This window comes from Bosea sp. ANAM02, from assembly GCF_011764485.1.
Lineage (GTDB): Bacteria > Pseudomonadota > Alphaproteobacteria > Rhizobiales > Beijerinckiaceae > Allobosea.
The window spans coordinates 457,625-482,537 of record NZ_AP022848.1 but is presented as its reverse complement, the minus strand read 5'-3'; the positions used below and the strand labels follow the sequence as shown (position 1 = coordinate 482,537).

Sequence of the window (24,913 nt, the reverse complement as noted above, 5' to 3'; positions counted from 1 at the left end):
AAGATGTCAATCCTGTGACCGCAAGCACCTTCCGTAAGGTGAGCGAGAAACGGGTGCCTCGACGCCGGTTTCCCTTGGCTGTATCCCGGCTTCCTTGTCAGTTCCGATCTTGGAGCCGCCATGGAGATCATCGGATGAGCGACGGCCTTCTGTATCTTTCGCGCGACGACGTCCGGGCGCTGGCGATCTCGCCCCACGAAGCGCGCGAGGCCGTGCTGCAGGGCTTTCGCGACCATGCCGCCGGGCTGAACCGGAGCATCCCGAAGACGGCGCTGATGCTCGGGCCAGGCCACGGCTTCCAGGCCATGACGGCCGCCTCATCCGCCCAGCAGATCGCCACGGTGAAATGGGTCGCGATGGCGCCGGTCGCGGCAGGCTCTTCGCTGCCCGCCGTCAGCGCGCTGATCTGCGTGAACGACTATGCGACGGGCATGCCGCGCGCGATCCTCGACGGCGACGAGATCACGCTGATCCGCACGGCCGCAATCACCGCCGCCGCCGCTTCACGCCTCGCACCGCCCGCGCCCCGCACTATCGGCTTCGTCGGCTGCGGCTTGCAGGCCCATGCCCATCTTGCCGCCTTCCGCGCGCTCTATCCCGGCCTGACGACGGCTCTGGCTATCAGCCGCAGCCGTGCCTCGGCCGAACGGCTCGCGGAAGCGGCGCGCGTGGCCGGTCTCACGGCGCAGGTGCTTGATGATGCCGACGCCCTGCTAGCGCAGAGCGATATCGTGATCTCGATGGTGCCGGGCGGCCCCGGCATGGCGCCCTTTCTCGACGCACGGCGCCTGAAGCCCATCGCCTTCGCCGCCGCGGTCGACACCGGCCGGAGCTGGCTGCCCGAAACGCTGCCCGCCTTCGACGTGCTGGCGACCGATAGCCTCGAACAGTCGCGCGCGCCTTACGACGCTGCGGGCAATCCGGTCACGACCGTCAGCTTCGGCCATGACATGACGGAGCTGGCCGCCGCCCCGCACCCGACCGCGCCGACCGGGCGCTCCTTCTTCTGCTTCCGCGGCGTCGCGCTAGCCGATCTCGCGCTCGCCCATCTCGTCGTCGAGAAAGCCCGCGCGCAGGGGCTCGGCACGAGCCTGCCGCGCTGATCCAGCCTCGCCTTACCGGACCATGCTATGACCCAGCGCCTTCGCGATTTCGGCCTCACCTGCGGCATCCAGCAGCCCGGTCCCCTCAACGCGATCACCGACGTGCCCGGCGTCAAGCTCGGCCATTTCACCCTGAACGAAGGCGATCTCCGCACCGGCTTCACCGCCCTGCTGCCGCATGACGGCAACCTGTTCCGCCGGAAGGTGCGCGCCGCGGTCGACATCATCAACGGCTTCGGCAAGAGCGCCGGGCTGATGCAGCTCGCCGAACTCGGCCAGATCGAGACGCCGCTCCTGCTCGGCAATACCTTGAGCGTCGGCACCGGCTTCGACGCGCTGGTAACCCGCGCGCTCGCTGATAATCCCGACATCGGCCTGCAGACCGGCACGGTCAATCCTGTCGTGCTCGAATGCAATGACGGCTATCTCTCCGACATCCGCGCCCGCGCTTTGACCGAGGCCCACGCCTTCGCCGCACTCGATGCAGCGGCCTCAGGCCCCGTCGCGGAAGGCGCCGTCGGCGCCGGCACCGGCATGAGCGCCTTCGGCTTCAAGGGCGGCATCGGCACGGCCTCGCGCCGCTTCGAACTCGACGGTGTCGAGCACACGCTCGGCCTGCTGGCGCTGGCCAATTTCGGCAATGCCGGCGATCTCGTCCTGCCCGACGGCCGCCGCCCGGTTCCGCCGGAGGCGAAGCCGCAGGCCGAGCGCGGCTCGGTCATCCTGGTCATCGCGACCGATGTGCAGCTGGAATCACGCCAGTTGCAGCGCATCGCGCGGCGCGGCGGCGCAGGCCTCGCCCGGCTCGGCGCCTTCTGGGGCAATGGCAGCGGCGACATCGCCGTCGCCTTCACCACGGCCTGTCCCGTCGATCACGATCAGCCTGATGATCTCGTGCCGTTGCGTGCCCTCAACGAGAACCGCATCGACACGCTCTTCCGCGCCGCTACCGAGGCGACGCAGGAAGCCGTGCTCAACGCGATGGTCGCCGCGCCCGCCACGACCGGACGCGACGGGCATCGCCGCCCGTCGCTGGGGGATTGGCTCAGGGCGAACGCCGGCTGAAAAACAATACGCCGTCATGCTCGCCCTTGTGGCGAGCATCCGCGCCTTCAACACGACGCTCAGCCAGTGAGGACGTGGATAGTCGGGACAAGCCCGACCATAACGGAGAGGTCCGCTGCCTCCCTCGCTCAGGCCCACTCGCCTTTGCGGAACACCGGCACACGCCGGCCGTCCGCATGCACGCCGTCGATATCGACCGCGCCAGAGCCGATCATCCAGTCGATATGGATCAGGCTCTTGTTGCCGCCCTGCGCCGCGATCTGCTCTGGCGTCAGGCTCGCGCCGTCGACGAAGCATTTCGAATAGCACTGCCCGAGCGCGATATGGCAGGACGCGTTCTCGTCGAAGAGCGTGTTGTAGAACAGGATGCCGCTCTTCGAGATCGGCGAGGAGTTCGGCACGAGCGCGACCTCGCCGAGCCGGCGCGCGCCCTCGTCGGTGTCGAGCACCTTGTTCAGCACGGCCTCGCCGCGCGCGGCCTTGGCCTCGACGATCCGCCCGCCTTCGAAGCGCACCTGGATCTCGTCGATCAAAGAGCCCTGATAGGAGAGCGGCTTGGTGCTGGAGACATGGCCCTCGACCCGGCGCGCATGCGGGGTCGTGAAAACCTCTTCGGTCGGGATGTTCGGATTACAGACGATGCCGTTCCTGGCCGGCGAGGCGCCGCCCTGCCAGTCATGGCCATCGGCTAGGCCCACGGTCAGGTCGGTTCCCGGCCCGGTGAAATGCAGCGCGGCGAAGCGCTGGCCGTTCAGCCAGTCGCGGCGCGCCCGCAGCGCCGCGTTATGCACAGACCAGGCCGCGACAGGGTCCGCCTGATCGATGCGCGAAGCCGAGAAGATCGCCTCCGCCAGCTTGCCGACCGCGACCTCCTCGGCATCGTCCGGGAACACCTGCCGGGCCCAGGCCGCGCTCGGATAGGCCAGGATGTTCCAGTTGATGTCGAAGCCGGCGATCTTCTCCAGCGCCGGCTGATAGGCCAGCGAATTGGCCTTGCTGGCACGCCCGACCTTGGCCGGGTCCTCGTTCGCCAGCAGCATCGGGTTGTCGCCGACGATGGCGAGCCGCGCGGTATTGGCCGAGAACGCCTCGGCGACGCCCTTGTAGAGCCAGGCCGGCGCCTTGTCGAAGCTCGCATCCGGCGCGAAGCGATAGCGCACCAGCGTCACCTCCTCGTCGGACAGCATCGGCGTGACGATGCCGGCGCCGGCCTTGTAGGCGTGCTCGGCGATGCGGCGCACCAGCGGCAGCGCCGCGACCGGCGCGGTCAGGAACAGGTCCTGCCCCGGCTGGAGATTGAGGCCGACGCGGATGGCGACCTCGGCCAGCTTGTCGAGCTTGGCGGGATCGATGGCTTGCGGAGGCTGATGGATCGTCATGGCACTCGACCTGTCGGATTCGGATTGCCGCCATTGCTGGCCCAAATCGCCGCCGGGTCAACCGTCTCGCCGACAGGGCAGCCATCCAATGAGCGGGCTGAGGCGCTTCAGCGGCCCGTCTCCTCCACCCTGATCATCCGCTTGAGCTTGCTTGCGCGCATCAGATGGCTACGCATCAATGCCGAGGCGACCTCGTTCTCGCCGGCCTCCAGATGGTCGAGCATGGCCATATGCTCGGCGCAGTTCACCCGCACGCGCTCCATGCCCTGGTCCCAGTCGTAGTTCGACAGGCGCCGGAGCTGGTTCTGACGCCGCATCGCCGAATGGAAGAAGCGGTTGCCGGTGGCCGCGGCCAGCCCTTCGTGAAAGTCGGCATTCATCTCGTAGAAGGCGATGCTGGACGCTTCCCGCCAGGGCCGCTTGAGCGACTCGACATGCCGCGTGCGCATCTCGGCGATCCAGCCGGGATCGAGCCGGAAGCCGGGCTCAAGCATCGCCATCGGCTCGATCAGCAGGCGGAAGCGGTAGCTCTCGTCGCGCAGGCGCTGGTCGCGCGGCTCGTGCAGGAAGCGCCAGCCATAGCCCGGCTTGCGTTCGACCATGTCGAGATCGGCGAGGCGCGCGAGCAGCTTCTGTGCCTCGGGCCGGCCGAGCTCGTAGCGTCGCATCACCTCAAGCTCCGAGACCTCGTCCGGCAGCAGGCCGTTCTCGCGCTCGTGCGCCAGCCTGACCATCGCGAGGTCCAGCGTCTCCGGCGGGCGGGCGCTCTCGTTCGCCGCCGGAAGCTGGATCAGCTCGATACCCTTGTTGAGATGCCGGCGTACCACGCCCTGCTCGGCGAGATGATCCAGCGCGGCGCGCACGGGTGTGCGCGACACGCCGAGCCGTTTCGCCGTCGCGTTCTCGTTGAGCCAGGCACCCGCCGCCAGCGCGTCGTCGCGCACGAGCTGCAGGATGCGTTCGGCGATCTCCTGTTGCAGCCGGGTCGGCGCCGCCATCGGGAAAGGCCCTTGATTGTTTTAGTTGTTGATGAAATACATTACAGCACGATCTCCCGCCAGCATACCGGAAAGATATGCGCCATGGTCCAGCCCTGCCCCTTCGTCGATGTGTCCGGCACGCCCTATGAGCGCGGGCGCCAGCACGGCGCGGCCGTGCCGCAGCGCGTCAAGCGCTCGATCGAGCTCTATGGCGGCCAGCTCGGCGAGCTCGGCTACGATGCCGCCGCGAAATCGGCCCTGATCACCGAGTTCGCGCGCGAGATCGAACATTTCGGCGCGCATTACATCGAGGAGATGCGCGGCATCGCCGATGGCGCCGGCGTCGCGCTCGAAGACATCGTCATGGTCAATGCCCGCACCGAGGTCATCGCCAAGGCTCGCCTCGTCAAGAACAAGCCGATCGAGGCCCAGGAGGAGCTCGACGACGGCTGCACCGGCGCGATCATCCTGCCGGAGCGCAGCGCCTCGGGCGAACTGATCCACGGCCAGAACTGGGACTGGAAGGCCGAATGCGCGGAGACCGCGATCGTGCTGCGCGTGCGCCGCACCGATGGACCGGATTTCCTGACCTTCGTCGAGGCCGGCGGCCTCGCCCGCTGCGGCATGAACGCGGCCGGCATCTCGATCACCGCGAACTATCTCGAATCCGAGCGTGATTTCACGCAAGGAGGCGTGCCGCTCGCCCTGATCCGCCGCAAGGTGCTGGAGCAGGAGCATCTCGCCTTCGCGATCAAGGCCGTGGCGACCACACCGAAGGCCTGCTCGAACAACATGATGCTCTCGACCGTGAAGGGCTTCGGCATCGATTTCGAATGCGCCCCAGACGAGGCTTTCCCGCTCTACCCGCAGGACGGCATGATCGTGCACGCCAACCATTGGGTCGGCCAGATCGCCCTGACCAAGATCAGGGATACCGGCATTCCGCGCGTGCCGGAGAGCTTCTATCGCGACTGGCGCGTCCGCAAGCTGCTCGACGAAGCCGGCCGCAAGCTGACCGTCGACGATCTCAAGCAGGCCTTCTTCGACGATTTCCTGACGCCCCATTCGGTCTGCCGCCCGGTGCGCCCGAACGAGGCCGGCAATCTCTCGGCCACCGTCGCCATGGTGATCATGCAACCGGCGAAAGGGATCATGGAGGTCGCGCCGCTGCCGGCCCAGAACCGCGTCTTCACCCGCTACAGCCTGACCGAGGAGCCCGTGCTGCTCGCGCAAGCAGCCGAGTAAATCGCCGGCACCGCGTCACAACCGAAAAACAACAGGGGAACATGATGCGCCGAACCACCAGGACCACCGCCCTTGCCGCCGCGCTGCTGTGCGGCGGGCTCGTCCAGACCGCAGAGGCAAGCACGCTCAGGATCCAGTTGCGCGCCGACATCCGCTCGATCAATCCGGGCGTCAACCGCGACCACAACACGGACGGCGTCGTCCTGCAGATGGTCGAGGGCCTCGTCGCCTATGGCGAGGACTCCCTGCCCAAGCCGCTGCTGGCCGAGAAGATCGACATCTCGCCGGACGGCAAGAGCTACACCTTCACGCTGCGCAAGGGCGTGAAGTTCCATAACGGCGCGGCCCTGACCTCGGCCGACGTTCTCTGGAGCTGGAACCGCTACATGGACCCGAAGACCGAGTGGCGCTGTCTCTCGGAATTCGACGGCCGCGGCCAGGTCAAGGTCGAGAAGGTCTCGGCGCCCGACGCAAACACCGTGGTCTTCAATCTCGACAAGGCGAGCGCGCTCTTCCTCGCCTCGCTCGCCCGCACCGACTGTGCCATGACCGGCATTCTGCACAAGGATTCGCTCAAGGCCGACGGCTCCTTCGACAAGCCGGTCGGGACCGGGCCGTTCAAGTTCGCAGAGTGGAAGCGCGGTGAATCGATCCGCCTGGAACGCTTCGCCGACTACGCCGCGCTGCCCGGCAAGATCGACGGGCTGACCGGCGCGAAGAAGCCTCTTGTCGACGAAGTGCGCTTCCTCGTCATCCCCGACAGCGCGACGGCGAATGCCGCCCTCGTGCGCGGCGATATCGACATCCTGCCCGACGCCGCCAATTCCGACATCGCCGAGCTGAAGGCGAACGACAAGATCCGCACCTCGGTGGTCTCCAGCATGGGCCTCGTCGGCCTGATCATGCAGACCCGCGACCCTGTTCTCCAGAACGTCAAGCTGCGCCAGGCCATCGCCGCGGCGATCGACGGCAAAGAGCTGGTCGCGGCGGTCACGGACGGGCTGGGCACGCCCAACAACTCGATCGTGCCGGTGCTCTCCGCCTATCACGGCCCCGTCGAGAAGCAGGGCTGGAAATACGATCCCACCGCGGCGAAGAAGCTGCTCGCCGAGGCCGGCTACAAGGGCGAGAAGATCGTCATGCTTGCCAACAAGCGCTATCCGCAGAGCTTCGACGCGGCCGTGATCGCGCAGCAGATGCTCAAGGCCGCCGGCCTCAATGTCGAGATCGAGGTGCTGGAATGGGCGACGCAGCTCGACCGCTACAGCAAGGGCACCTACCAGATGCAGGCCTTCCCCTATTCCGGCCGCATGGACCCGGCGCTGAGCTTCGAATCGATGACCGGCCCGAAGGACAAGCAGCCGCGCAAGCTTTGGGACAATCCCGAGGTCCAGGCCCTGCTCGAGAAGTCGATGATCGTCGCCGACAAGGGCGAGCGCCAGAAGATCTTCGACGAGCTGCACAAGCGCTTCCTCGCGGAAGTGCCGATGGTGATGCTCTATAACGGCATCGTCGGCGGCGCCACCAGCACCAAGGTCAAGGGCTATGCCTCGACGCTGATGTCGCTGCCCCGCGCCTGGGAAGTCAGCCTCGGCGAGTAAGCGCCGCTCTCCTCGCTTCCGGCATCCGACAACAGGGCATGTCCTTCTCCAGAACATGCTCGAACCGGCAGTCGCGCCGCTGACAGCTGCCGCCGATCCTTCTCCGCGATCAGGTCGGCGCCGCCCTCCTGCCGACGCGCTGGCCGGGTTTCACGCGGCTCAGCCCGGCTCGACCGGAGCTGGGCCGACAGGTGCACCCTTGATGATATGCGTCGCGATCAGCGCCGCCAGCGCTCCTGCGTCGCGCGCCTTCAGGGCAGCCATCATCGCGCGATGCTCGCGATCGCTCTTCTGGAGCAGTTCGTGCGAACTCCACACCGTGATCTGCGAGCCGCGCCCGCGGTCGCGCAGGCTCCAGATCATCTCCTCCAGCACGGCGTTGCCGCAGAAGGAATACATGAATTGATGGAAGGCGCGGTTGATCTCGCTCTGTTCGGTCCGGCTGCCGGTCGTGACCGCCGCGGAGAACTGCGCCGCGAGTTCGTCCAGCCGCGCGATCGCGGTCGCGTCGATCCGCGCGACGACGCCTTCCACCGTGGCCCGCTCCAGGATGACGCGCGTCGCCAGGATCTCCTCATAGGTCTTCAGGTCGACCTCGGCGACGCGATAGCCCCGGTTCGGGACATGCTCGATCGTCTTGCGCACGGCGAGCTCGTCGAGCGCGCTGCGCACGTCGAAGCGCGTCGCCTGGAAACGCTCCTCGAGGTCGATCTGGCGCAGCCACTCGCCCGGCCGGAACGCGCGCAGCCGGATCGCCTGTGCGATCTCGTTGGCGAGCATGGCGCGCCGCGTGCCGGTGTTCTTGCGTTTCCGCTCGGTCATAACGGGTTCTCTAGCAGGATTCGCGCGGCACGGAAGAAGATGGTTGCGAGGCGAACCATACCATGCAACATAATTGGCGCCAATAATTTCGCCATAGGAGAGAGCCCGTGAACGCCGTGGCAGAACAGCCCGCCAAGCCCGACGCCGAGGCGGCCGCCCGCGCCAAGGCGCTCTACGAGTACGGCCCGACTTCGATCTATGCCTCGAAGCACGATCCGCGCTTTCCCTATTGCCTCTATGTCCCGCCGACACTGGGCCAGGACGGCGAGAGGCCGGAACTGGTCGTCGCGATGCACGGCACCGGCCGCGGCTTCACCGGCTATCGCGACGCCTTCGCGGCCTTCGCCCGCTGGAACAACTGCATCATCCTGGCGCCGCTCTTCCCGATCGGCGTGATGGGCGACGGCTATCGCGACGGCTTCAAATACATGCGCGAGGGCAATCTCCGCTACGATCAGGTCCTGCTCGCCATCGTCGAGGAGGTCTCAGAGCGTTATGGCATCGCCTTCGATCGCTTCGGCCTGTTCGGCTATTCCGGCGGAGGCCATTTCGCCCATCGCTTCCTGATGCTGCAGCCCCAGCGGCTCTGGGGCGTCTCGATCGGCGCGCCGGGCTCGGTCACGCTGCTCGATCCCAGCCGCGACTGGTGGGTCGGCACGCGCAACTTCGCCGAACTCTTCGGCCAGGAGCTCGACGTTCCCGCGATGAAGCAGGTCGCGGTGCAGATGGTCGTCGGCGCCGCCGATCTGGAAACCTGGGAGATCACCCACAAGCCGGGCGGCCGCAACTGGATGCCGGACGCCAACCATGCCGGCACCAACCGGCCGGAGCGGCTGGCGAGCCTGCGTGACAATTTCGCCGCGCACGGCATCGCCGCCCGCTTCGACCTCGTGCCGAACACGCCGCATGACGGCGTCAAGGTCGTGCCGGTCGTCGAGGATTTCTTCGCCGGCGAGCTCGGCCGCATCCGCGCCGCCCGCAAGGCCGGTTGAACGATCATACGAACAACAGGGGAACCATCATGAAACGCCTCTTCACCTCCGCCGCCCTGCTCGCCCTCTCGGCCGGCGCCCTGCAGGCCCAGACGCTGACGGCCGTTCTCAACGCCGACATCCGCTCGACGAATCCGGGCGTGAACCGCGACGGCAACACCGATTCCGTCGTGCTGCATATGGTCGAGGGTCTCGTCGGCTATGCCGAGGACGGCTCGGTCGGCCCGCTGCTGGCCGAGAAGGTCGAGATCTCGCCTGACGGCAAGACCTATACCTTCACGCTGCGCAAGGGCGTGAAGTTCCATAACGGCGCCACCATGACTTCGGCCGACGTGCTGTGGAGCTGGACCCGCTACATGGATCCGAAGACGGACTGGCGCTGCCTCTCCGATTTCGACGGGCGCAACGGCCTCAAGGTCGTCTCGGCCAAGGCCCCCGATGCCGACAGCTTCGTCATGGAGCTGAACGAGCCGAACGGCCTCTTCCTCGACACGCTGGCCCGCGCCGATTGCGGCGGCACCGCCGTGATCCACAAGGACTCCGTCAAAGCCGATGGCAGCTGGGACAAGCCGATCGGCACCGGCCCCTTCAGGCTCGGTGAGTGGAAGCGCAGCCAGTCGGTCCAGCTTCTCGCCTTCGACCAGTATGTCTCGCCCAAAGGCGACAAGCGCGACGGCTATATCGGCTCCAAGCGCCCGCTGGTGAAGGAAGCCCGCTTCATGGTCATCCCCGACGCGGCGACGGTGAAGGCCGGCCTGCTCTCGGGCTCGCTCGACATGGCGCTGATGCCGGAATCGGACGTTCCCGATCTCAAGAACGCGCCGAACCTGACGCTGGCGATCGCGCCGAACCCGGTCCGCCACAGCCTGATCATCCAGACGCGCGACCCGGTCATGAAGAACCAGGCCCTGCGCCAGGCGATCGCCGCCGCGATCGACTTCCCCGAGCTGGTCGCAAACGTCACCAACGGCCTCGGCAAGCCCAACAATTCGCCGATCTACATGACCTCGAAATATTACGGCGACGTCGAGAAGCAGGGCTTCAAATACGACCCCGCCGCCGCCAAGGCCCTGTTGCAGAAGGCCGGCTACAAGGGCGAGAAGATCGTCATCCTCGCCAACAAGCGCTCCTCGGTGCCGAGCTTCAACACTGCCGTCATCGCCCAGGCGATGATGCAGGCGGTGGGCATCAATGCCGAGATCGAGGTGCTGGAATGGGCGACGCAGCTGGATCGCTACAACAAGGGCAACTACCAGATGCAGTCCTTCTCCTATTCGAGCCGCTTCGACCCCGCGCTGGGCTTCGAGCAGATCTCCGGCCCGAAGGACAAGCAGCCGCGCAAGATCTGGGAGGAGCCGGAAGCTCTCGCGCTGATCCAGAAGTCGATGGTGGTGACCGATACCGCCGAGCGCCAGAAGATCTTCGACGACCTGCACAAGCGCTTCCTGGATCAGGTCCCGACGATCTTCACCCATAACGACCTCGACATCATCGCCCATTCCAAGAAGGTGAGCGGCGTGACGCCCTGGGCGTCCCAGTTGCGCCTCTGGGAGGTCAGCGTCTCGAAGTGAGGCGTGATCCGGCTCCGTCGCGAGGCGGGGCCGGAGTTTGTCCCGAGGCTTGGGAGGGCCTTTGATGTTTCGGTTTGCGCTGACGCGGATAGGGATGGCGGTTCCGACGCTGCTGATCGTGGCGGTGTCGGTCTTCGTGCTGATCCGCCTGATCCCGGGCGATCCGGCCCAGCTGATGCTTGGCGATCTCGCGACGCCGGCGAGCCTTGCCGATCTCAGGGCCCGGCTCGGTCTCGACCAGTCGCTGCCGGTTCAGTTCGGCATCTGGTTCGGCAATGTGCTGACCGGCGATTTCGGCCAGTCGATCTCCTCGCAGCAGGCGGTGCTGCCGCTGATCCTGCAGCGCTTCTGGGTTTCGGCCCAGATCGTGCTGGTCGCGGTGCTGTTGGCGAGCTGCGTCGCGGTGCCGGCCGGTGTCGTCGCCGCCTGGAAGCAGGATTCCGCGCTGGACCTTGGCCTCGTCGCGACCGCGACCCTCCTGCTCTCGATCCCGACCTTCTGGCTCGGCCTGCTCCTGCTGCTGTTCTTCGGGCTCAAGCTCGAATGGCTGCCGGTCGTCGGCTATGTCTCGATCGCGGAGAATCCCTGGGCCGGCATCCTCTACCTGGTCATGCCGATCCTGACGCTGTTCCTGCACGAGATCGGCGTGATCCTGCGCATGGCGAGGGCCTCGACGCTCGAGGTGCTCCGGCTCGACTACATCACCCATGCCCGCGCCAAGGGCCTGTCGGAGCGCGCCGTGCTCTGGCGCCATGCCTTCAAGAACGCCTTCGGCCCGACCTGGACCCTGATCGGCCTCGTGCTCGGCAACCTGCTCGGCGGCATCGCGGTGGTCGAGACCGTCTTCACCATCCCCGGATTGGGCCGCCTGCTCGTCGATGCGATCTTCGCGCGCGACTATCCGGTGATCCAGGGCTGCATGCTCTTCGTCGCCTTCACCTATGTGCTGGTGAACCTCGTGATCGACCTCTGCTACCCGGTCTTCGATCCAAGGGTGACCGCCCAATGAGCAATGACGGCACCATGACCAGCAACAGCACCCCGGGCACTGGCGCTTCCGTGAAGAAGACCGGCCGCATGAAGCTACCCGCCCCCAACGCGATCGTCGGCGGCACGCTGATCGGCATCCTGCTCGCCGCCGCAGGCACCGGCGCGCTCTGGACGCCCTATGATCCGCTCAAACTCTCCTTCCGCGAGAAGCTCGCGGCGCCCTCAGCGCTGCACTGGCTCGGCACCGACGAGTTCGGCCGCGACGTGCTCTCCCGCCTGATGGCGGGCGCCGCGACCTCGGTCTGGATTTCGATCCTCACCGTCACCCTCGCAGTCATCATGGGCACGGTTATCGGCCTGTTCTCCGGCTACATGCGCGGCTGGACCGACCGCATCATCATGGCCTTCAACGATGCGCTGCTGGCCTTCCCCGGGATATTGCTGGCGCTCGGCCTGCTCGCGGTGGTCGGCGCCAACAAATACGGCATCATCGTAGCCCTCGGCATCGCCTATACGCCCTCGGTCGCCCGCGTCGTGCGCGGCACGGTGCTCTCGCTGCGCGAGCGCGAGTTCATCGCCGCCTCGCGGGTGATGGGCAACTCCGAGGGCTTCACCATGGCCCGCCACATCCTGCCGAACTGCATCGCGCCCTTGACCGTGCTCGCAACCTCGATGTTCGGCTATGTGCTGCTGGCCGAGAGCGCACTCTCCTTCCTCGGCCTCGGCGTGCCGCCGCCGGCCCCGACCTGGGGCAACATGCTGGCGGGCTCGCGGCCCTATATCGGCCAGGCCGTCTGGCTCGGCGTTTTCCCGGGCCTCGCCATCTCGCTGACCCTGCTCGGCATCAACCTGCTCGGCGACGCCGTGCGCGACCGGCTCGACCCGCGGATGAGGGGCTCGCGATGACCAAGACAGCGCCTCTGCTCGACGTCGCCCATCTCACGCTCAAGATCGGCGGCTCCGGCCGCACCGTGGTCAACGACGTCTCCTTCCAGGTCTTCCCCGGCGAGATCGTCGGCATCGTCGGCGAATCCGGTTCGGGCAAGACGCTCGCCGCGCGGGCCGTGATGGGCTTCATCCCGCCGGCGGTCCGGCTGGACGGCGGCACGATCCGCTTCGACGGCCAGGACGTGATGGCGATGAGCCCGAAGGACCTGCGCACGATGCGCGGCTCCAAGGTCGGCATGGTCTTCCAGGAGCCGATGACCTCGCTTAACCCCTCGATGCTGATCGGGCGCCAGCTCGACGAAGGTCTGGCGCTGCACCGCAAGCTCGATGCCTCCCAGCGTCGCGCGCTGATCCTCGACATGCTCCGGCGCGTGGGGCTGCGCGATCCGGAAGGGGCGCTCACCGCCTATCCGCACCAGTTCTCCGGCGGCATGCGCCAGCGCATCATGCTGGCCTCGGTGATGCTGCTGAAGCCGGCCTTGCTGCTCGCGGACGAGCCGACCACCGCGCTCGATGCCGTCGTCCAGCGCGACGTGATGGAGCTGATGGTCGAACTGACGAAGGCCAACGACACCGCCGTGCTGCTGATCTCGCATGATCTCGGCATGGTCGCGCGCTATTGCAGCCGCATCGTCGTGATGTGCCAGGGCGACGTGGTCGAGCAAGGCGCAAGCGAGGACATCCTGGCCCGGCCGCAGTACCCCTATACCCGCAAGCTGCTCTCGGCGATGCCGCATCGCCTGCCGGCCCGCCTGCTACCGGATGCCAGGATGCCGATCGTCACGGTCAGCGATCTCGTCGTCGACTATCCCGGCCGGCAGGGCTTCTTCCGCAAGGGCGAGGCCAAGCGCGCGCTCCACGGCATCAGCATCGACGTCCAGCCGGGTGAGGTCGTGGCAGTGGTCGGCGGCTCGGGCTCGGGCAAGACCACGCTCGGCCAGTCGATCGCGGGCCTCGTGAAGCCCACCGGCGGCGAGATCCGCTTCAACGGCAAGCCGATCGAGAAGAGCGACGCGGCCTTCTGGGACTACCGGCTGAACTGCCAGATGGTCTTCCAGGATCCCTACTCCTCGCTCGATCCGCGCATGACGATTCAACAGCTCGTGGCGGAACCGCTCAGGCTCGTCCCCGACATGAGCCCGGCCGATCGCAAGGCGCGCGTCGCCGAGGTGCTGGCCGAGGTCGGCCTGGGCGACGGCTTCGCCGAGCGTTATCCGCACGAACTCTCCGGCGGCCAGCGCCAGCGCATCGCGATCGCCCGCGCGATCGTGCGCCGACCAAGCTTCGTCATCGCCGACGAGCCGGTCTCGGCGCTCGACGTCACGGTGCGCGCGCAGGTTCTGGAACTCTTCGACGAGCTCCAGAAGAAGCACGGCTTCTCCTGCCTGTTCATCAGCCACGATCTCGGCGTGGTCGAGCAGGTCGCAGACCGCGTCATCGTCATGCAGGACGGCCGCATCGTCGAGGAAGGGCCCCGCGACGACATCTTCGACAATCCCCGGCACCCCTACACCCAGAAACTCCTCGCAGCCGTACCAGGCCTCGAATCCACCCCGGAAGGCGGCGTCAGACTCTTCTGGAGACGAACCGAAAACGACGCTTCGATCGTCGGCTGAACCTGCCGATCTGGCACAGAACCACGACGTCATCCCGAGCTTGGCCCGGGATGACGCCGTGATTCGGTACAAAATCAGCGTGAACTGAGCCAAAAACAATTCGGCCCGGAAACCATCCCCGGTGGCGGCACCGCGTGATGGTTTCCGGGCCTTTCTCTCGCTCCACGGCGGCGCGGAGCGAAGGAAGCGAGGCGTGGATCAGCGCTTGCGCTTGGCGCCGACCAGCTCGTCCCATTTGCGGAAGGCGATGACCATCCTGTCGGGCTTCAGCGGCAGTTCGATCGGGTTCTTGGCGATGAGGTCGGCATATTCGGGCCGGCCGAACTCCGCGATCACCTCCTGGCTGCGCTTCGGCGCCAGCGACAGCGGCACGTCCTTCACCGCCGGGCCCGGATAGAGATAGCCCTCGTCATAGGAATAGGCCTGCATCTTCGGCGTCAGAACATGCGCCATGATGTCGAGCACGACGGCGAGCCGATCGTTCGGGATGCCCTTCGGCACGCACATGAAGAAGGCGTCCGAGACCCAGTGGAAGCCCTTCAGCGTCTGGATCTTCGCTTCCTTCGGCACGATGCCGAGCGCGCGCGGATTGATGTCCCAGCCGGTGGTCGAGATGATGATGTCGCGCGAGCCGTCGCCGAACTCCTTCATCGTCGCGCCGGTTCCGGCCGGATAGTACTCGATATACTCGCCGATCTCCTGGAGATAGGCCCAGGTCTTGTCCCAGCCATTGACCGGGTCCTGCGGGTCCTTGTCGCCGAGGATATAGGGCAGGCCCATCATGAAGGTGCGCCCCGGACCGGAATTGGTCGGGCGCGCATACATGAACTTGTTGGGGTGCGCCTTCGCCCAGGCGAGCAGCTCCTCGGCCGTGGTCGGCACCTGCTTGACCCGGTCCGGCATGTATTCGAGCAGCGGCCCGGACGGATAGTAGTTCACCACCGTACCGAAGCCCGCGCCCTGGATCTTGTGCAGGTTGAGCGCCGCAGGCTCGTAGTTCTGCTCGAGATTCGGGAATTTCTCGGCGAAATCCGGGAAAATCTTGAGCCAGAGATTCTGTTCCAGGCCGGCGGCAAGGCCGTCCGAGCCGGTCAGCACGAGGTCCAGATCGGCGCGGCCGGCATCCTGCTGCGCCTTGATCTTGCTCGCCAGCTCCGGCGCCGGCGCCTTCACATAGGTGATGCGCGAAACCAGTTTGGGATTGTTCGCGCGGTAGTCGTCGAAGGCCTGCTGCATCAGCGCGAGCGCACCGCCGACATCGATGATGTTGATGCCGACCGGCGCCGAAGGCAGCGCCGGCACGGCCGCGAAAGCTCCGCTGCCACCGAGTGTCAGCGCGCCGAGTCCGCCCAGGACCGTGCGGCGATCCACGCCTTTTGAAAATTCGCTCATGCTTCTCCCCTTTTCTCTGGTTGATGACGTCTTCAGGCAGCCGCCTCGGCGGCGAAGTCGCGGCGCTCGTCGCCGACGCGCACGCTGCGAACCCGGAGATCCGGCGACCACTCGATCGCGCTCTCCGGCAGGGTGATCCCGGCGCCAGCCAACGCGTCTGCGATGCAGGCCAGCGCATGGGTCGAGGCCATGGCGACCGCCTCCTCCGGCGAGGCGATGCCCCAGGCGACGACGTTGCGGACGGCATCGTCGAGCTTGAGGGCCGAGCCCGCCAGCGAGCTGCCATTGACCTGATAGACCGAGCCGTCGACCCGGAGCTCGACGGGCATCCCGGCAAAGCTGTAGCGGCCGGGCACGGCGCCGGCCGCGACCACCGCATCGGTGACGAGGATCGAGCGCTCGAAACCCTTGGCCCGGATCAGGCTCTTCAGCGCCTTCGGCGGTAGATGGATGCCGTCTGCGATGAAGCCGGCCATCAGGCGATCCTCGCCGAGCTGGGCGAAAAGCGCGTTCGACAGCTTGGGCAGATCCTGCGGCAGTCCGTTGCCGAGATGGGTCGAGAGCGTCACTCCGACATCGGCCGCAGCCGCGACAATGTCGAAATCGGCTGCGGAATGGCCGATCGCAACCACCTTGCCCATGCCCGCGAGCTTTCCGGCCAATGCAACGCCGCCCTCGATCTCCGGCGCCAGTGTCACCATCAGGATCGGCCGCGACAACAGCCTTTCGAGATGCGCGATGAGCTCCGGTGTGGCCGCCGTCATCGCCTCCGGGGGATGACAACCGCAATAGCCCGGTGACGGGTTCAGGAACGGGCCTTCGAGATGATAGGCCGGGCACATCAACGGCCCGAGCCGGCTGCCCGTCACCGCCGCATCGAGCGCGCGGAAGCGCTCCTCCAGTTCGTGGGGATGGGCGGTGATGATGGTCGGCAGGCAGGTCGTCACGCCCGTCGCCAGCATCGCCTCCAGCGCCCGGTCGAGCTCGGCCGCCGTAACCGTGCCGGAATTGAAATCCAGCCCGGCAAAGCCGTTTACCTGCAGATCGACGAGACCGGGCGTTTGCATTGATCAGCCCTTCCGGGTCAGCAGGGAGGCGGCCGGCGGATCGATGAACAGCACGGTCCGCTTGTGCGTCTGCAGGATCGAGGCGGGCGCCAAGTTGCTCACCGGCCCTTCCAGCGCCGCCTTCGTCGCCGCGGCCTTGCGCGTGTCGGAGACGGACAGCACGATCAATTCGCTCTTGAGGATCTGGCGGATGCTCATCGAGATCGCCTGCTGCGGAACATCGGCGAAGCTCGGGAACCAGCCCTCACCGAATTGCTGCTGGCGGCAGGCATCGTCGAGAGTGACGACGAGATAGGGTTCCTCGGTGTCGAAATCGGCCGGCGGATCGTTGAAGGCGAGATGGCAGTTCTCGCCGAACCCGGCGAAGCAGACGGCAATGCGCTTGCCGGCGATCTGCCGGTTGAGCTGCTTCACCGCCGCCGCGGGATCGCCCTCGCCATCGACCGGGATGAAGCTCGGCGCATTCTTCAGCGGCGCCATGAAACGCTCGCGCAGATAACGCCGGAAGCTCGCCGGATGGCTCTCGGGCAGACTGACATATTCGTCGAGATGGAAGGCCGTGACCTTCGACCAGTCGATGCCCTCGGCCGCCACCAGATGGTTCAGCATCTCGAACTGGCTCGCGCCCGTCGCCACGATGATCGTCGCCGCGCCATGGCGGGCGATCTCGTCGCGGATCGCCTGCGCGCCCAGCGCCGCCGCCTGCCGGCCGAGCTCGTCCTTGTCGGCGGCGAGATGCATCTCGATCATCGAATTTTGAACCTTTTACGTCAGTAATTTTCCGATATTCTGAGAACGAGCTTATGAAGCTTCGCCCGAAACGCAATGATTAATTTTGAACGCAACCGTTCCGAATAGAGCCTGCCTTGTCCCTGCTGACGCTCGACGAAACCCGCCTCGCGCTTGCCCATGACCGGGACTGCGCCCGGATCTACCGGCTGGTCCTCAATGGCGAGGCCCATTCCCGCGCCGATATCGGCCGCATCCTGCAATTGCGCTCGACCAGCGTCTCGCGTGTCGTCGCCGATCTGATCGCGCGCCGTCTCGTCATCGAGGCTGTCGGTGAGGCGAGCGGGCGCGGACGGCCACCGGCGATCCTCGTCGCCCATACCCGCCGCATCGGCGCCTCCGTGATCTATGTCTCCAGCCAGTCGCTCTCCGGTGCGCTGGTCGATCTCAACGGCCATCTCGTCGCCGAGCGCCGACGCCCGATTGCCGGCGATGCCGACAATGCCGCGATCGCGGCGGCGATGGCGGAACTGGCCCACGATCTCCTCGACGCCATGCCGCCGGGCATGAGCCATGCCGGCACGGCCGTCTCGCTGTCCGGCCTGATCGACCTGAAGCAGGGCCAGTGGCTGCTGGCCTCGCGCTGGCCGCGCATGCGCGGGCTCGACATCGCCTCCGTGCTCGAGCCTGTGGCCGGGCCGGTCACGATCTCCCGCAATCTCGATGCCGAGCTGCGCGCCCGCGCCGCCCGGGACCCCGAGAGCTTCGCGGGCGGCACGATCCTGCTGCACTGGGGCTGGGGTGTCGGGCTCGCCTATGCGGTCGATGGCGAACCTTTCGCCCCGACCGGCTCCTTCGGCGAAATCGGCCATTGGCGCCTCGCCGCGCTGAACGGGCGCCGTTGCGGCTGCGGCAACACCGCCTGCCTGGAAACCGGTGCCGCACTCTGGGCGCTGCTGCCCGCCTTGCGCCGGCATTGGCCCGATCTCGATCAGGACGAGGTGCGGCTGGCCCGGCAACTCGCCGGCCTCGACCTGCTCTCATTGCCCGAAATGGAGACAGCGGTGGAACTGCTGGCCCGCGCGCTCGCCAATGCCTGCCGCATGCTCTTCCCGGCCCGGATCGCGGTGAGCGGACCCTTTTCCGCCAATCCGCAGCTCTGGGCCCGGTTCAACACGCTCTTCCGAGCGGAAGGCACGATGGACGGCTTCGCCGTGCCGGATCTCGCCGGCGCGCCCGCCAGCCATCTCTATGAAATCCATGGCGCAGCGGCGCCTTTGCTCAGCCGCGCGACCGAGGCGCTGCTGCTCGAACAGGCTTGATCGGCCGGCTTCGCCATGTCCCGGCGCTTTGCCCGTCATGCCATGGAATCAGCTGGCGCACCGAAAAGTGGTGCACTAGTATCCCAGTCAAATGCTCCGGATGCCGCTCTCGGCATCGCAAAAGAGAGCTCAACCCAGGGAGAGATCATGAATCATCCGACACGTCGCACCGTCATGGCCGGAGCGGCCGGCCTCGCTGCGCTGAAAGCCGGCGGAGCGCTGGCGCAGAGCGCCCCCGTCGCGCTCAACATCATCGATGTCGCCGGCAATCTGCAGCTCACGCAGGTGGCCATCGAGAAATTCGCCAAGGACAATCCGAAGTTGATCTCGCGCCTGAATTTCTCGCGCGCGCCCTCGCCGGAACTGCCGGCCAAGCTCAAGGCCCAGCAGGCGGCCAACCGCGTCGATATCGACCTCGTGCTGACCGGCCCCGGCGCCATGTCGGACGGCATCCAGCAGGGGCTCTGGGTCGATGTCTGGAAGTCCCATGCCAAGGACCTGCCGAAGCCCGAGGAGGTCTATCATGAGCAGGCGCTGATGATGCAGCGCAATTTCGGCCAGAACGAAGGCGTCGCGGTGGTCTATTCGCCCTCCGGCCCGCTCTTCGAATATGCGCCCGAACGGCTCAAGACCGTGCCGAAGACCGCTGCGGACCTGCTCGCTTATGTCAAGCAGAACCCCAAGCGCTTCACCTATGCCCGCCCCGTCAATTCCGGCCCCGGCTGGACCTGGCTGCAGGGCCTGCCCTACATCCTCGGCGATGCCGACCCGACCGATCCGATGAGGGGCTGGGACAAGACCTGGGCCTATCTCAAGGAACTCGGCACCGGCGTCGACTATTATCCGGGCGGCACCGCCGCGACGATGAAGGAGCTTGGCGAAGGCACCCGCGACGTCATCGTCTCGACGCTCGGCTGGGACATCAACCCGCGCGTGCTCGGCATCGTACCGAAGGAGGCCAAGGTCTTCGTCCTCGCCAATACGCACTGGATTCCCGACACCCAGTTCATGTGCATCCCCAAGGGCGTCCCGGCCGAAAAGATGCCGGCGCTGGTCGCGATGATGGCCCATATGCTGAAGCCGGAAGCCCAGGCCGTGACCTATGACAAGGGCTATTTCTATCCGGGCCCGGCGATCAAGGGCGTCACGCTCGCGATGGCGCCGCAGGAAAGTCGCGACATCCTCGCCGAATACGGCCGGCCGGAATATGACGGGCTGATCACCAGCCTGCCGACCCGCCCGCCGCTGACGCCCGAGCGTCTCGTCGCCGCCTTCCGGCGTTGGGACCAAGAGATCGGTGTCGGCCACGGCGCCCCGCAATAGCCATGCGCTTCGCCGCCATCGGCCTCGACCACCGCCATATCTACCATATGGTCGGCGGTCTCCTCGAAGCCGGCGCGACCTGCGTCGGCTTCGATCCCGCGACCAGCGACGAGCGCGTCCTCACCGGCTTCCGCGAGCGCTTCCCAGACCTGCCGGAGAGTACGGCCGAGCGGCTGATCGACGATCCCGCGGTCGATCTGATCGTCTGCGCCGCAATCCCAGCGGAGCGCGCCGCTCTGGCTGTCCGCGCCATGCGAGCGGGCAAAGATGTCATGGTCGACAAGCCCGGCGTCACCTCCTTCGACCAGCTTGCGGCCGTCGAACGGGCCGCCACCGAAACCGGCCGCATCTTCTCGATCTGCTTCTCCGAGCGCTTCATCGTGCCGGCGACGATCATAGCCGGCAAATTGATTGCTGACGGCGCGATCGGCCGCGTGGTGCAGACGCTCGGCATGGGTCCGCATCGCTTCAACCGGGCGATCCGACCGGACTGGTTCTTCGACAAGCGCCATTATGGCGGCATCCTCACCGATATCGCCTCGCACCAGATCGACCAGTTCCTGCATTTCACCGGCTCCCACGATGCGGAGATCGTCGCTTCCGGCGTCGGCCATTTCGGCGGGCCGGATTTCCCCGATTTCGAGGATTTCGGTGAGATCCTGCTGCGCAGCGAAAAGGCCGGCGGCTATATCCGCGTCGACTGGTTCACCGCCGACGGGTTGCCGACCTGGGGCGACGGGCGCCTGACCATCCTCGGCACCGAGGGCACGATCGAGCTGCGCAAATATGTCGACATTGCCGGCCGCTTGGGCACCGACCATGTCTTCCTCGTCGACAAGGCCGGCACCCGCCATATCGATGCTTCCCGCGAGCCGCTGACCTATTTCCGCAACCTCGTCGCCGATATCGGCGCCCGCAGCGAAGCCGCGATGAGCCAGCACCACGCCTTCACCGTCTGCCGACTCGCGCTGGAGGCACAGGCCGAGGCCGCCTGGCTGCCGGCGAAGCCAAGCGCTTGAGGAAACACCAGCCATGACACGCAAGATCGGCATCGCCGTGATTGGGCTCGGCCCCGCCTCCCTGCCGCATTCGAAAAGCCTGCTCGACCTCGCGGATCGCGCCGAGACACGCTGGGCCGTGAGCCGCACGCCGGATCGCGCCAAGGCCTATGCCAGTCAGTTCCCCTTCCCGACCACGACCGATCTCGACGCCGTTCTGGCTGATTCGGCGGTCGATGCCTGCATCGTACTGACGCCACCGTCGAGCCATCTCGACGTCTCTGCCCGCTGCCTCGAAGCTGGCAAACATGTTCTGGTCGAGAAACCGCTGGAGCTCACCAGCGAGCGCGGCCAGCGCCTCGTCGATACCGCCCGCCGTACCGGAAAGACCTTCGGCGTGACCCTCCAGCACCGCTTCCGTCCGGCGAGCCTGCGCCTGAAGGCGGCTTTGGATTCCGGCGAGCTCGGCACCATCGAAGCCGCCTTCCTCGCCGTGCCCTGGTGGCGCCCGCAGAGCTATTACGACGAACCCGGCCGCGGCACGCTCGCCCGCGATGGCGGCGGCGTGCTGCTGACCCAGGCGATCCACTCGCTCGACCTGTTCCGCTCGCTCGTCGGTGTCTCCAGGGTGGTCGCGGCGCAGGCCCGCACCACCGCGCTCCACCGCATGGAGACCGAGGATTACGTCTCGGCTCTGCTGGAAACCGGCACCGGCGCACCTGCCACGCTGGTGACGACGACCGGCGCCTATCCCGGCTATCCCGAGCGCATCGAGATCACCGCCACCAAAGGTTTTGCCGCGTTGATCGGCGGGCGCCTGCGCCTCGCCTTCCTCGACGGGCGCGAGGAGATCGTCGAGGCCGAGGGCTCGACTGGCAGCGGCGCCAATATCATGGATTTCCCGCATGACGCCCACCGCGCCGTCCTCGTCGACTTTCTCGATGCGATCGAGCAGGGCCGCGACCCCGTCGTCACCGGCGAGGAGGCGCTGGCCTCGCAAAGGCTGGTCGACGACATCCTGAAGGCTGCGCGGCAAGCATGACCTCGTCGGTTTCTTGACTTCGTGACGATTTGCAGTGTGCTTCTAGTGATGAAACGCCGTCATTCCGGGCTTGACCCGGAATCCATCGTAGAGCGCAAAGCCCGATGATGGATTCCGGATCGGCGTCGCTGCGCGGCTTGTCCGGAATGAGGCTATGTTGCTCTCCAGATGTCCCCGATGAATGTCGTCCTCGCCTGCGATCTCGGCGGCAGCAGCCTCCGCGCCGCGCTGATCGATGAGCATGGCGTGACGCAGGCCGAGCATGCCGTGCCCGGCCCGGCCCTGAACGATCATCTCGATCATTCGGAAGTCGCGCCACAGGCCTGGTGGACGCTGCTGCTACAAGCCGCTGGGAAGCTCGCCGGACAAACACCGGAGCTGTTTGCGAGCGTCCGGGGCATCGCGATCTGCGGCGTAACCCGGACACAGGTCTTCCTCAGCCATCAAGGGCAGGAATTGCGCCCGGCCATGACATGGAAGGACGCGCGCTCCGACGGCATTGCCGCCCGCCTGCGCGAGACGTTAGGCGATCATCCCGAAGCCGCCCGCATCAACGCCTTCCACCCACTCGCGCGCCTCGCCTGGCTGGTCGAGAACGAGCCGAAGAACGCCCGCGCGGTGACCTGCGTGCTGGAGCCCAAGGACTATCTCAATTTCCGATTGACCGGCCGGTCGGCGAGCGACCCGGTTTCGCTCGCGCGATTGATCGCGTGCATCGACAGCGTTGATGGCCGCTCGGGGTTTGGAGCCATCGGCCTGTCGCCAAGCATCATCCCCGCGATCCTCGAACCCACAGGGATCGTCGCCTCCGTCCAAGCCGGCCTGCCCGCGCCCTTCGACCAGCTCACCGGCATTCCCGTCTTCTGCGGCTGCAACGATACCTGGGCGGCTGTCGCGGGCTTGGGCGCCCTGCGGCCGGGCTATGCCTACAACATCTCCGGCACCACCGAGGTTCTCGGCGTACTCGGCCCCGATCGGGCGGAGGCCGAGGGGCTGATCTCCGTCGACTGGCGCGGTCTCTGGCATCTCGGCGGCCCCAGCCAGAACGGCGCCGACACCGCTGCCTGGCTCGCAGGTCTGCTCGGCGGAGCCGGTCCTGTCGGCGAGACGATCGAGCGCCTTCTCGCCGGCCCACGCCATCCGCAACCGTTGATCTTCCTGCCCTATCTGCAGGGCGAGCGCGTGCCCTATTGGGACCCGAACCTGCGCGGCGCCTTCATCGGGCTCGGCCGCCGGCACGGGCCGACCGACCTCGCCTATGCCGTGCTCGAAGGTATCGCCTGCCAGAACCGGCTCGTGCTGGAGCGGGCGGAAGGTGCGCTCGGCGCCCGCGTCGGCGAGATCCGCTTCGGCGGCGGCGCCGCGGCCAATCCGGTCTGGGCGCAGGTCAAGGCCGATATCTGCGGCCGCCCGATCGCCGTCGGCGCGGCCAGGGAGCCGGGCCTGCTCGGCGCGGCGATCATCGCCTGGACGGGGCTTGGCCGCTTTGCCTCGCTGGAAACCGCGCAGGACGCGCTCGTCAGCATAGCCCGCCGCTACGAGCCCGATCCTGCCCGCCGCCCGGCCTATAACGCGCTCTACGCGCTCTACCGGCAGAGCGAAGCCGCACTCGCGCCGATCTCGGCCGATCTCGTGGCGCTGGCGCAGGACACGGCCGCGTTGCCCGGCCTCGCCAACCCGGCAAGCGCGACGTAAAGGACTGGTCGTGCCGACGATTCGAAGCCAGGTCTGGCAGGCATGAACGCGAACGAGGGACTTTGAGCTTGGGCCGCATCGACCCGCGCGAACTGATCGGACGCTACGGCACGGCGCTCGCCGGCCTCGCGCTGATCCTGTTCTTCCTGATCTTCGCGCCGAATTTCGCCAGCACGATGAACATCATCAACGTGCTGAAGGATACGAGCTTCCTCGCCATCCTCGCACTCGGCTTCGCGCTCGCCTTCACCGTCGCGGAGCTTGATCTCTCCGTCGCGGAGATGGCCAGCCTCGCGGCCGTCGTCTGCGGCTGGCTGGTCCATGCGCAGTACCCGCCGACCGTCGCGGTATCGGCGGCCCTCGGCGTCGGCATCGTGCTGGGCCTGCTGAACGGCTACGGCGTCACCGTGCTGCGCATCCCCTCGCTGATCATGACGCTCGGCACGGCCGCAATCGCAAAGGGCTTCGCCTTCATGATCACGCAGGGCGTCGCCTTCGTCGGGCGCTGGCCGGTCGGCTTCACCGGGCTCGCACGGGGATACTCCTTCGGCATCCCCAATCTCGTGCTCTGGATGGCAGGCGCCACGCTCTTCGCCTATGGTCTCGTCAAATGGACCCGGACCGGCGCCCATATGGTCGCGACCGGCGAGGCGGACGAGGCGGCGCGGCTCGCCGGTATCGCCACCGCCCGGATGAAGCGCATCGGCCTTTTGCTCTCGGGCGTCTTCGCCGGCTTGATGGCCATGCTGCTCGCCGCCAACCTCTCTTCGGCCGCGCCGAACATGGCGGGCGACTACCTGCTCTACGCCATCGCCGCCGTGCTCCTCGGCATGACCATGTTCGAGCCCGGCAAGCCCAACGTCCCCGGCACGGTCTTTGCGGCGCTGGTGCTCAAGGTGCTCGGCAACGGCTTGGTGCTGATGGGCGCGCCCTATTACATCCAGGACATCGTGCTCGGCGCGATCATCATCGGCTCGGTCGCCTTCTCGGCCAGCGCGATGAAGAAGGCGGCGTTTAAAGTCTGATTTCGACG

21 protein-coding genes are annotated in these 24,913 nt (G+C 66.8%); 15 read left to right on the top strand and 6 right to left on the bottom strand.

What is annotated here, in order from left to right; all coding sequences use genetic code 11:
- The first annotated feature begins 134 nt into the window (after positions 1–134).
- On the top strand, positions 135–1,103 hold the full coding sequence (locus tag OCUBac02_RS02355) for an ornithine cyclodeaminase family protein (RefSeq protein WP_173043307.1): 969 nt from the start codon (positions 135–137) through the stop codon (positions 1,101–1,103).
- Between the two features lie 27 nt (positions 1,104–1,130).
- Entirely contained in the window at positions 1,131–2,168 is a 1,038-nt protein-coding gene (locus OCUBac02_RS02350) for a DmpA family aminopeptidase (protein WP_173043306.1), read from the top strand.
- A 128-nt stretch (positions 2,169–2,296) separates the two neighbouring features.
- Here the strand turns inward: OCUBac02_RS02350 and OCUBac02_RS02345 are convergent, their stop codons facing one another.
- Together OCUBac02_RS02345 and OCUBac02_RS02340 are read right to left on the bottom strand one after the other, a co-directional pair.
- Positions 2,297–3,547 carry an aminopeptidase gene (locus tag OCUBac02_RS02345; RefSeq protein WP_173043305.1) on the bottom strand — a complete coding sequence of 417 codons (1,251 nt, stop codon included), beginning with the start codon at positions 3,545–3,547 and terminating at the stop codon, positions 2,297–2,299.
- 107 nt (positions 3,548–3,654) lie between these two features.
- Positions 3,655–4,545: a GntR family transcriptional regulator gene (locus OCUBac02_RS02340; protein ID WP_173043304.1), complete on the bottom strand. Its 891-nt coding sequence runs from the start codon at positions 4,543–4,545 to the stop codon at positions 3,655–3,657.
- An 84-nt stretch (positions 4,546–4,629) separates the two neighbouring features.
- On the opposite strand from OCUBac02_RS02340, the gene OCUBac02_RS02335 reads away from it, so the two are divergent.
- Positions 4,630–5,772 carry a C45 family autoproteolytic acyltransferase/hydolase gene (locus OCUBac02_RS02335; protein ID WP_173043303.1) on the top strand — a complete coding sequence of 381 codons (1,143 nt, stop codon included), beginning with the start codon at positions 4,630–4,632 and terminating at the stop codon, positions 5,770–5,772.
- A gap of 44 nt (positions 5,773–5,816) precedes the next feature.
- Positions 5,817–7,373, top strand: coding sequence for an ABC transporter substrate-binding protein (locus OCUBac02_RS02330; RefSeq protein WP_173043302.1), 1,557 nt, complete (start codon positions 5,817–5,819; stop codon positions 7,371–7,373).
- Positions 7,374–7,532: 159 nt separating this feature from the next.
- Here OCUBac02_RS02330 and OCUBac02_RS02325 read toward each other — a convergent pair whose 3' ends face one another.
- The gene (locus tag OCUBac02_RS02325) at positions 7,533–8,195 is read right to left on the bottom strand and encodes a GntR family transcriptional regulator (protein WP_173043301.1); all 663 of its coding nucleotides are present in this window, start codon (positions 8,193–8,195) and stop codon (positions 7,533–7,535) included.
- A 107-nt stretch (positions 8,196–8,302) separates the two neighbouring features.
- On the opposite strand from OCUBac02_RS02325, the gene OCUBac02_RS02320 reads away from it, so the two are divergent.
- The 5 genes from OCUBac02_RS02320 (at position 8,303) to OCUBac02_RS02300 (ending at position 14,312) form a co-directional block, all read left to right on the top strand.
- On the top strand, positions 8,303–9,187 hold the full coding sequence (locus tag OCUBac02_RS02320) for an alpha/beta hydrolase family protein (RefSeq protein ID WP_244639069.1): 885 nt from the start codon (positions 8,303–8,305) through the stop codon (positions 9,185–9,187).
- Positions 9,188–9,216: 29 nt separating this feature from the next.
- Entirely contained in the window at positions 9,217–10,758 is a 1,542-nt protein-coding gene (locus OCUBac02_RS02315) for an ABC transporter substrate-binding protein (protein WP_173043300.1), read from the top strand.
- Positions 10,759–10,822: 64 nt separating this feature from the next.
- Positions 10,823–11,767, top strand: a complete 945-nt coding sequence (locus OCUBac02_RS02310) for an ABC transporter permease (protein WP_173043299.1) — start codon at positions 10,823–10,825, stop codon at positions 11,765–11,767.
- Between the two features lie 68 nt (positions 11,768–11,835).
- Positions 11,836–12,654, top strand: coding sequence for an ABC transporter permease (locus tag OCUBac02_RS02305; RefSeq protein ID WP_173049268.1), 819 nt, complete (start codon positions 11,836–11,838; stop codon positions 12,652–12,654).
- Positions 12,651–14,312 (top strand): ABC transporter ATP-binding protein, encoded by a 1,662-nt coding sequence (locus tag OCUBac02_RS02300; protein ID WP_173043298.1) that lies wholly within the window; start codon positions 12,651–12,653, stop codon positions 14,310–14,312. The genes OCUBac02_RS02305 and OCUBac02_RS02300 overlap by 4 nt, the downstream gene beginning before the upstream one ends.
- 198 nt (positions 14,313–14,510) lie before the next feature.
- Here OCUBac02_RS02300 and OCUBac02_RS02295 read toward each other — a convergent pair whose 3' ends face one another.
- From OCUBac02_RS02295 to OCUBac02_RS02285, 3 genes are read right to left on the bottom strand one after another with little or no spacing between them, the layout of a single operon-like run.
- Complete coding sequence (locus tag OCUBac02_RS02295; RefSeq protein ID WP_173043297.1) at positions 14,511–15,704, bottom strand: extracellular solute-binding protein; 1,194 nt, start codon at positions 15,702–15,704, stop codon at positions 14,511–14,513.
- A gap of 32 nt (positions 15,705–15,736) precedes the next feature.
- Entirely contained in the window at positions 15,737–16,771 is a 1,035-nt protein-coding gene (locus OCUBac02_RS02290) for an N-acetylglucosamine-6-phosphate deacetylase (protein ID WP_173043296.1), read from the bottom strand.
- A gap of 3 nt (positions 16,772–16,774) precedes the next feature.
- A complete protein-coding gene (locus OCUBac02_RS02285; protein ID WP_173043295.1) occupies positions 16,775–17,521 on the bottom strand; it encodes a 6-phosphogluconolactonase in 747 nt (248 codons plus the stop codon).
- 116 nt (positions 17,522–17,637) lie between these two features.
- Between OCUBac02_RS02285 and OCUBac02_RS02280 the strand changes: the two genes are divergently transcribed.
- From OCUBac02_RS02280 to OCUBac02_RS02255, 6 genes are all read left to right on the top strand, one after another.
- Positions 17,638–18,822, top strand: coding sequence for an ROK family protein (locus OCUBac02_RS02280; RefSeq protein ID WP_173043294.1), 1,185 nt, complete (start codon positions 17,638–17,640; stop codon positions 18,820–18,822).
- Between the two features lie 147 nt (positions 18,823–18,969).
- Positions 18,970–20,145: an extracellular solute-binding protein gene (locus OCUBac02_RS02275; protein WP_173043293.1), complete on the top strand. Its 1,176-nt coding sequence runs from the start codon at positions 18,970–18,972 to the stop codon at positions 20,143–20,145.
- Between the two features lie 2 nt (positions 20,146–20,147).
- Entirely contained in the window at positions 20,148–21,164 is a 1,017-nt protein-coding gene (locus tag OCUBac02_RS02270) for a Gfo/Idh/MocA family protein (protein WP_173043292.1), read from the top strand.
- A 13-nt stretch (positions 21,165–21,177) separates the two neighbouring features.
- Positions 21,178–22,185, top strand: a complete 1,008-nt coding sequence (locus OCUBac02_RS02265) for a Gfo/Idh/MocA family protein (protein WP_173043291.1) — start codon at positions 21,178–21,180, stop codon at positions 22,183–22,185.
- Positions 22,186–22,362: 177 nt separating this feature from the next.
- Positions 22,363–23,880, top strand: coding sequence for a xylulokinase (locus tag OCUBac02_RS02260; RefSeq protein ID WP_173043290.1), 1,518 nt, complete (start codon positions 22,363–22,365; stop codon positions 23,878–23,880).
- Between the two features lie 68 nt (positions 23,881–23,948).
- Entirely contained in the window at positions 23,949–24,905 is a 957-nt protein-coding gene (locus tag OCUBac02_RS02255) for an ABC transporter permease (RefSeq protein ID WP_244639068.1), read from the top strand.
- Positions 24,906–24,913 lie beyond the last annotated feature (8 nt).

What these genes read in the sequence shown, in the direction of transcription:
- OCUBac02_RS02355 (WP_173043307.1), top strand. Translation starts at nt 135, where the DNA reads ATGAGCGACGGCCTTCTGTATCTTTCGCGCGACGACGTCCGGGCGCTG.
- OCUBac02_RS02350 (WP_173043306.1), top strand. Translation starts at nt 1,131, where the DNA reads ATGACCCAGCGCCTTCGCGATTTCGGCCTCACCTGCGGCATCCAGCAG.
- OCUBac02_RS02345 (WP_173043305.1), bottom strand. Translation starts at nt 3,547, where the DNA reads ATGACGATCCATCAGCCTCCGCAAGCCATCGATCCCGCCAAGCTCGAC.
- OCUBac02_RS02340 (WP_173043304.1), bottom strand. Translation starts at nt 4,545, where the DNA reads ATGGCGGCGCCGACCCGGCTGCAACAGGAGATCGCCGAACGCATCCTG.
- OCUBac02_RS02335 (WP_173043303.1), top strand. Translation starts at nt 4,630, where the DNA reads ATGGTCCAGCCCTGCCCCTTCGTCGATGTGTCCGGCACGCCCTATGAG.
- OCUBac02_RS02330 (WP_173043302.1), top strand. Translation starts at nt 5,817, where the DNA reads ATGCGCCGAACCACCAGGACCACCGCCCTTGCCGCCGCGCTGCTGTGC.
- OCUBac02_RS02325 (WP_173043301.1), bottom strand. Translation starts at nt 8,195, where the DNA reads ATGACCGAGCGGAAACGCAAGAACACCGGCACGCGGCGCGCCATGCTC.
- OCUBac02_RS02315 (WP_173043300.1), top strand. Translation starts at nt 9,217, where the DNA reads ATGAAACGCCTCTTCACCTCCGCCGCCCTGCTCGCCCTCTCGGCCGGC.
- OCUBac02_RS02310 (WP_173043299.1), top strand. Translation starts at nt 10,823, where the DNA reads ATGTTTCGGTTTGCGCTGACGCGGATAGGGATGGCGGTTCCGACGCTG.
- OCUBac02_RS02305 (WP_173049268.1), top strand. Translation starts at nt 11,836, where the DNA reads ATGAAGCTACCCGCCCCCAACGCGATCGTCGGCGGCACGCTGATCGGC.
- OCUBac02_RS02300 (WP_173043298.1), top strand. Translation starts at nt 12,651, where the DNA reads ATGACCAAGACAGCGCCTCTGCTCGACGTCGCCCATCTCACGCTCAAG.
- OCUBac02_RS02295 (WP_173043297.1), bottom strand. Translation starts at nt 15,704, where the DNA reads ATGAGCGAATTTTCAAAAGGCGTGGATCGCCGCACGGTCCTGGGCGGA.
- OCUBac02_RS02290 (WP_173043296.1), bottom strand. Translation starts at nt 16,771, where the DNA reads ATGCAAACGCCCGGTCTCGTCGATCTGCAGGTAAACGGCTTTGCCGGG.
- OCUBac02_RS02285 (WP_173043295.1), bottom strand. Translation starts at nt 17,521, where the DNA reads ATGATCGAGATGCATCTCGCCGCCGACAAGGACGAGCTCGGCCGGCAG.
- OCUBac02_RS02275 (WP_173043293.1), top strand. Translation starts at nt 18,970, where the DNA reads ATGAATCATCCGACACGTCGCACCGTCATGGCCGGAGCGGCCGGCCTC.
- OCUBac02_RS02270 (WP_173043292.1), top strand. Translation starts at nt 20,148, where the DNA reads ATGCGCTTCGCCGCCATCGGCCTCGACCACCGCCATATCTACCATATG.
- OCUBac02_RS02265 (WP_173043291.1), top strand. Translation starts at nt 21,178, where the DNA reads ATGACACGCAAGATCGGCATCGCCGTGATTGGGCTCGGCCCCGCCTCC.
- OCUBac02_RS02260 (WP_173043290.1), top strand. Translation starts at nt 22,363, where the DNA reads ATGAATGTCGTCCTCGCCTGCGATCTCGGCGGCAGCAGCCTCCGCGCC.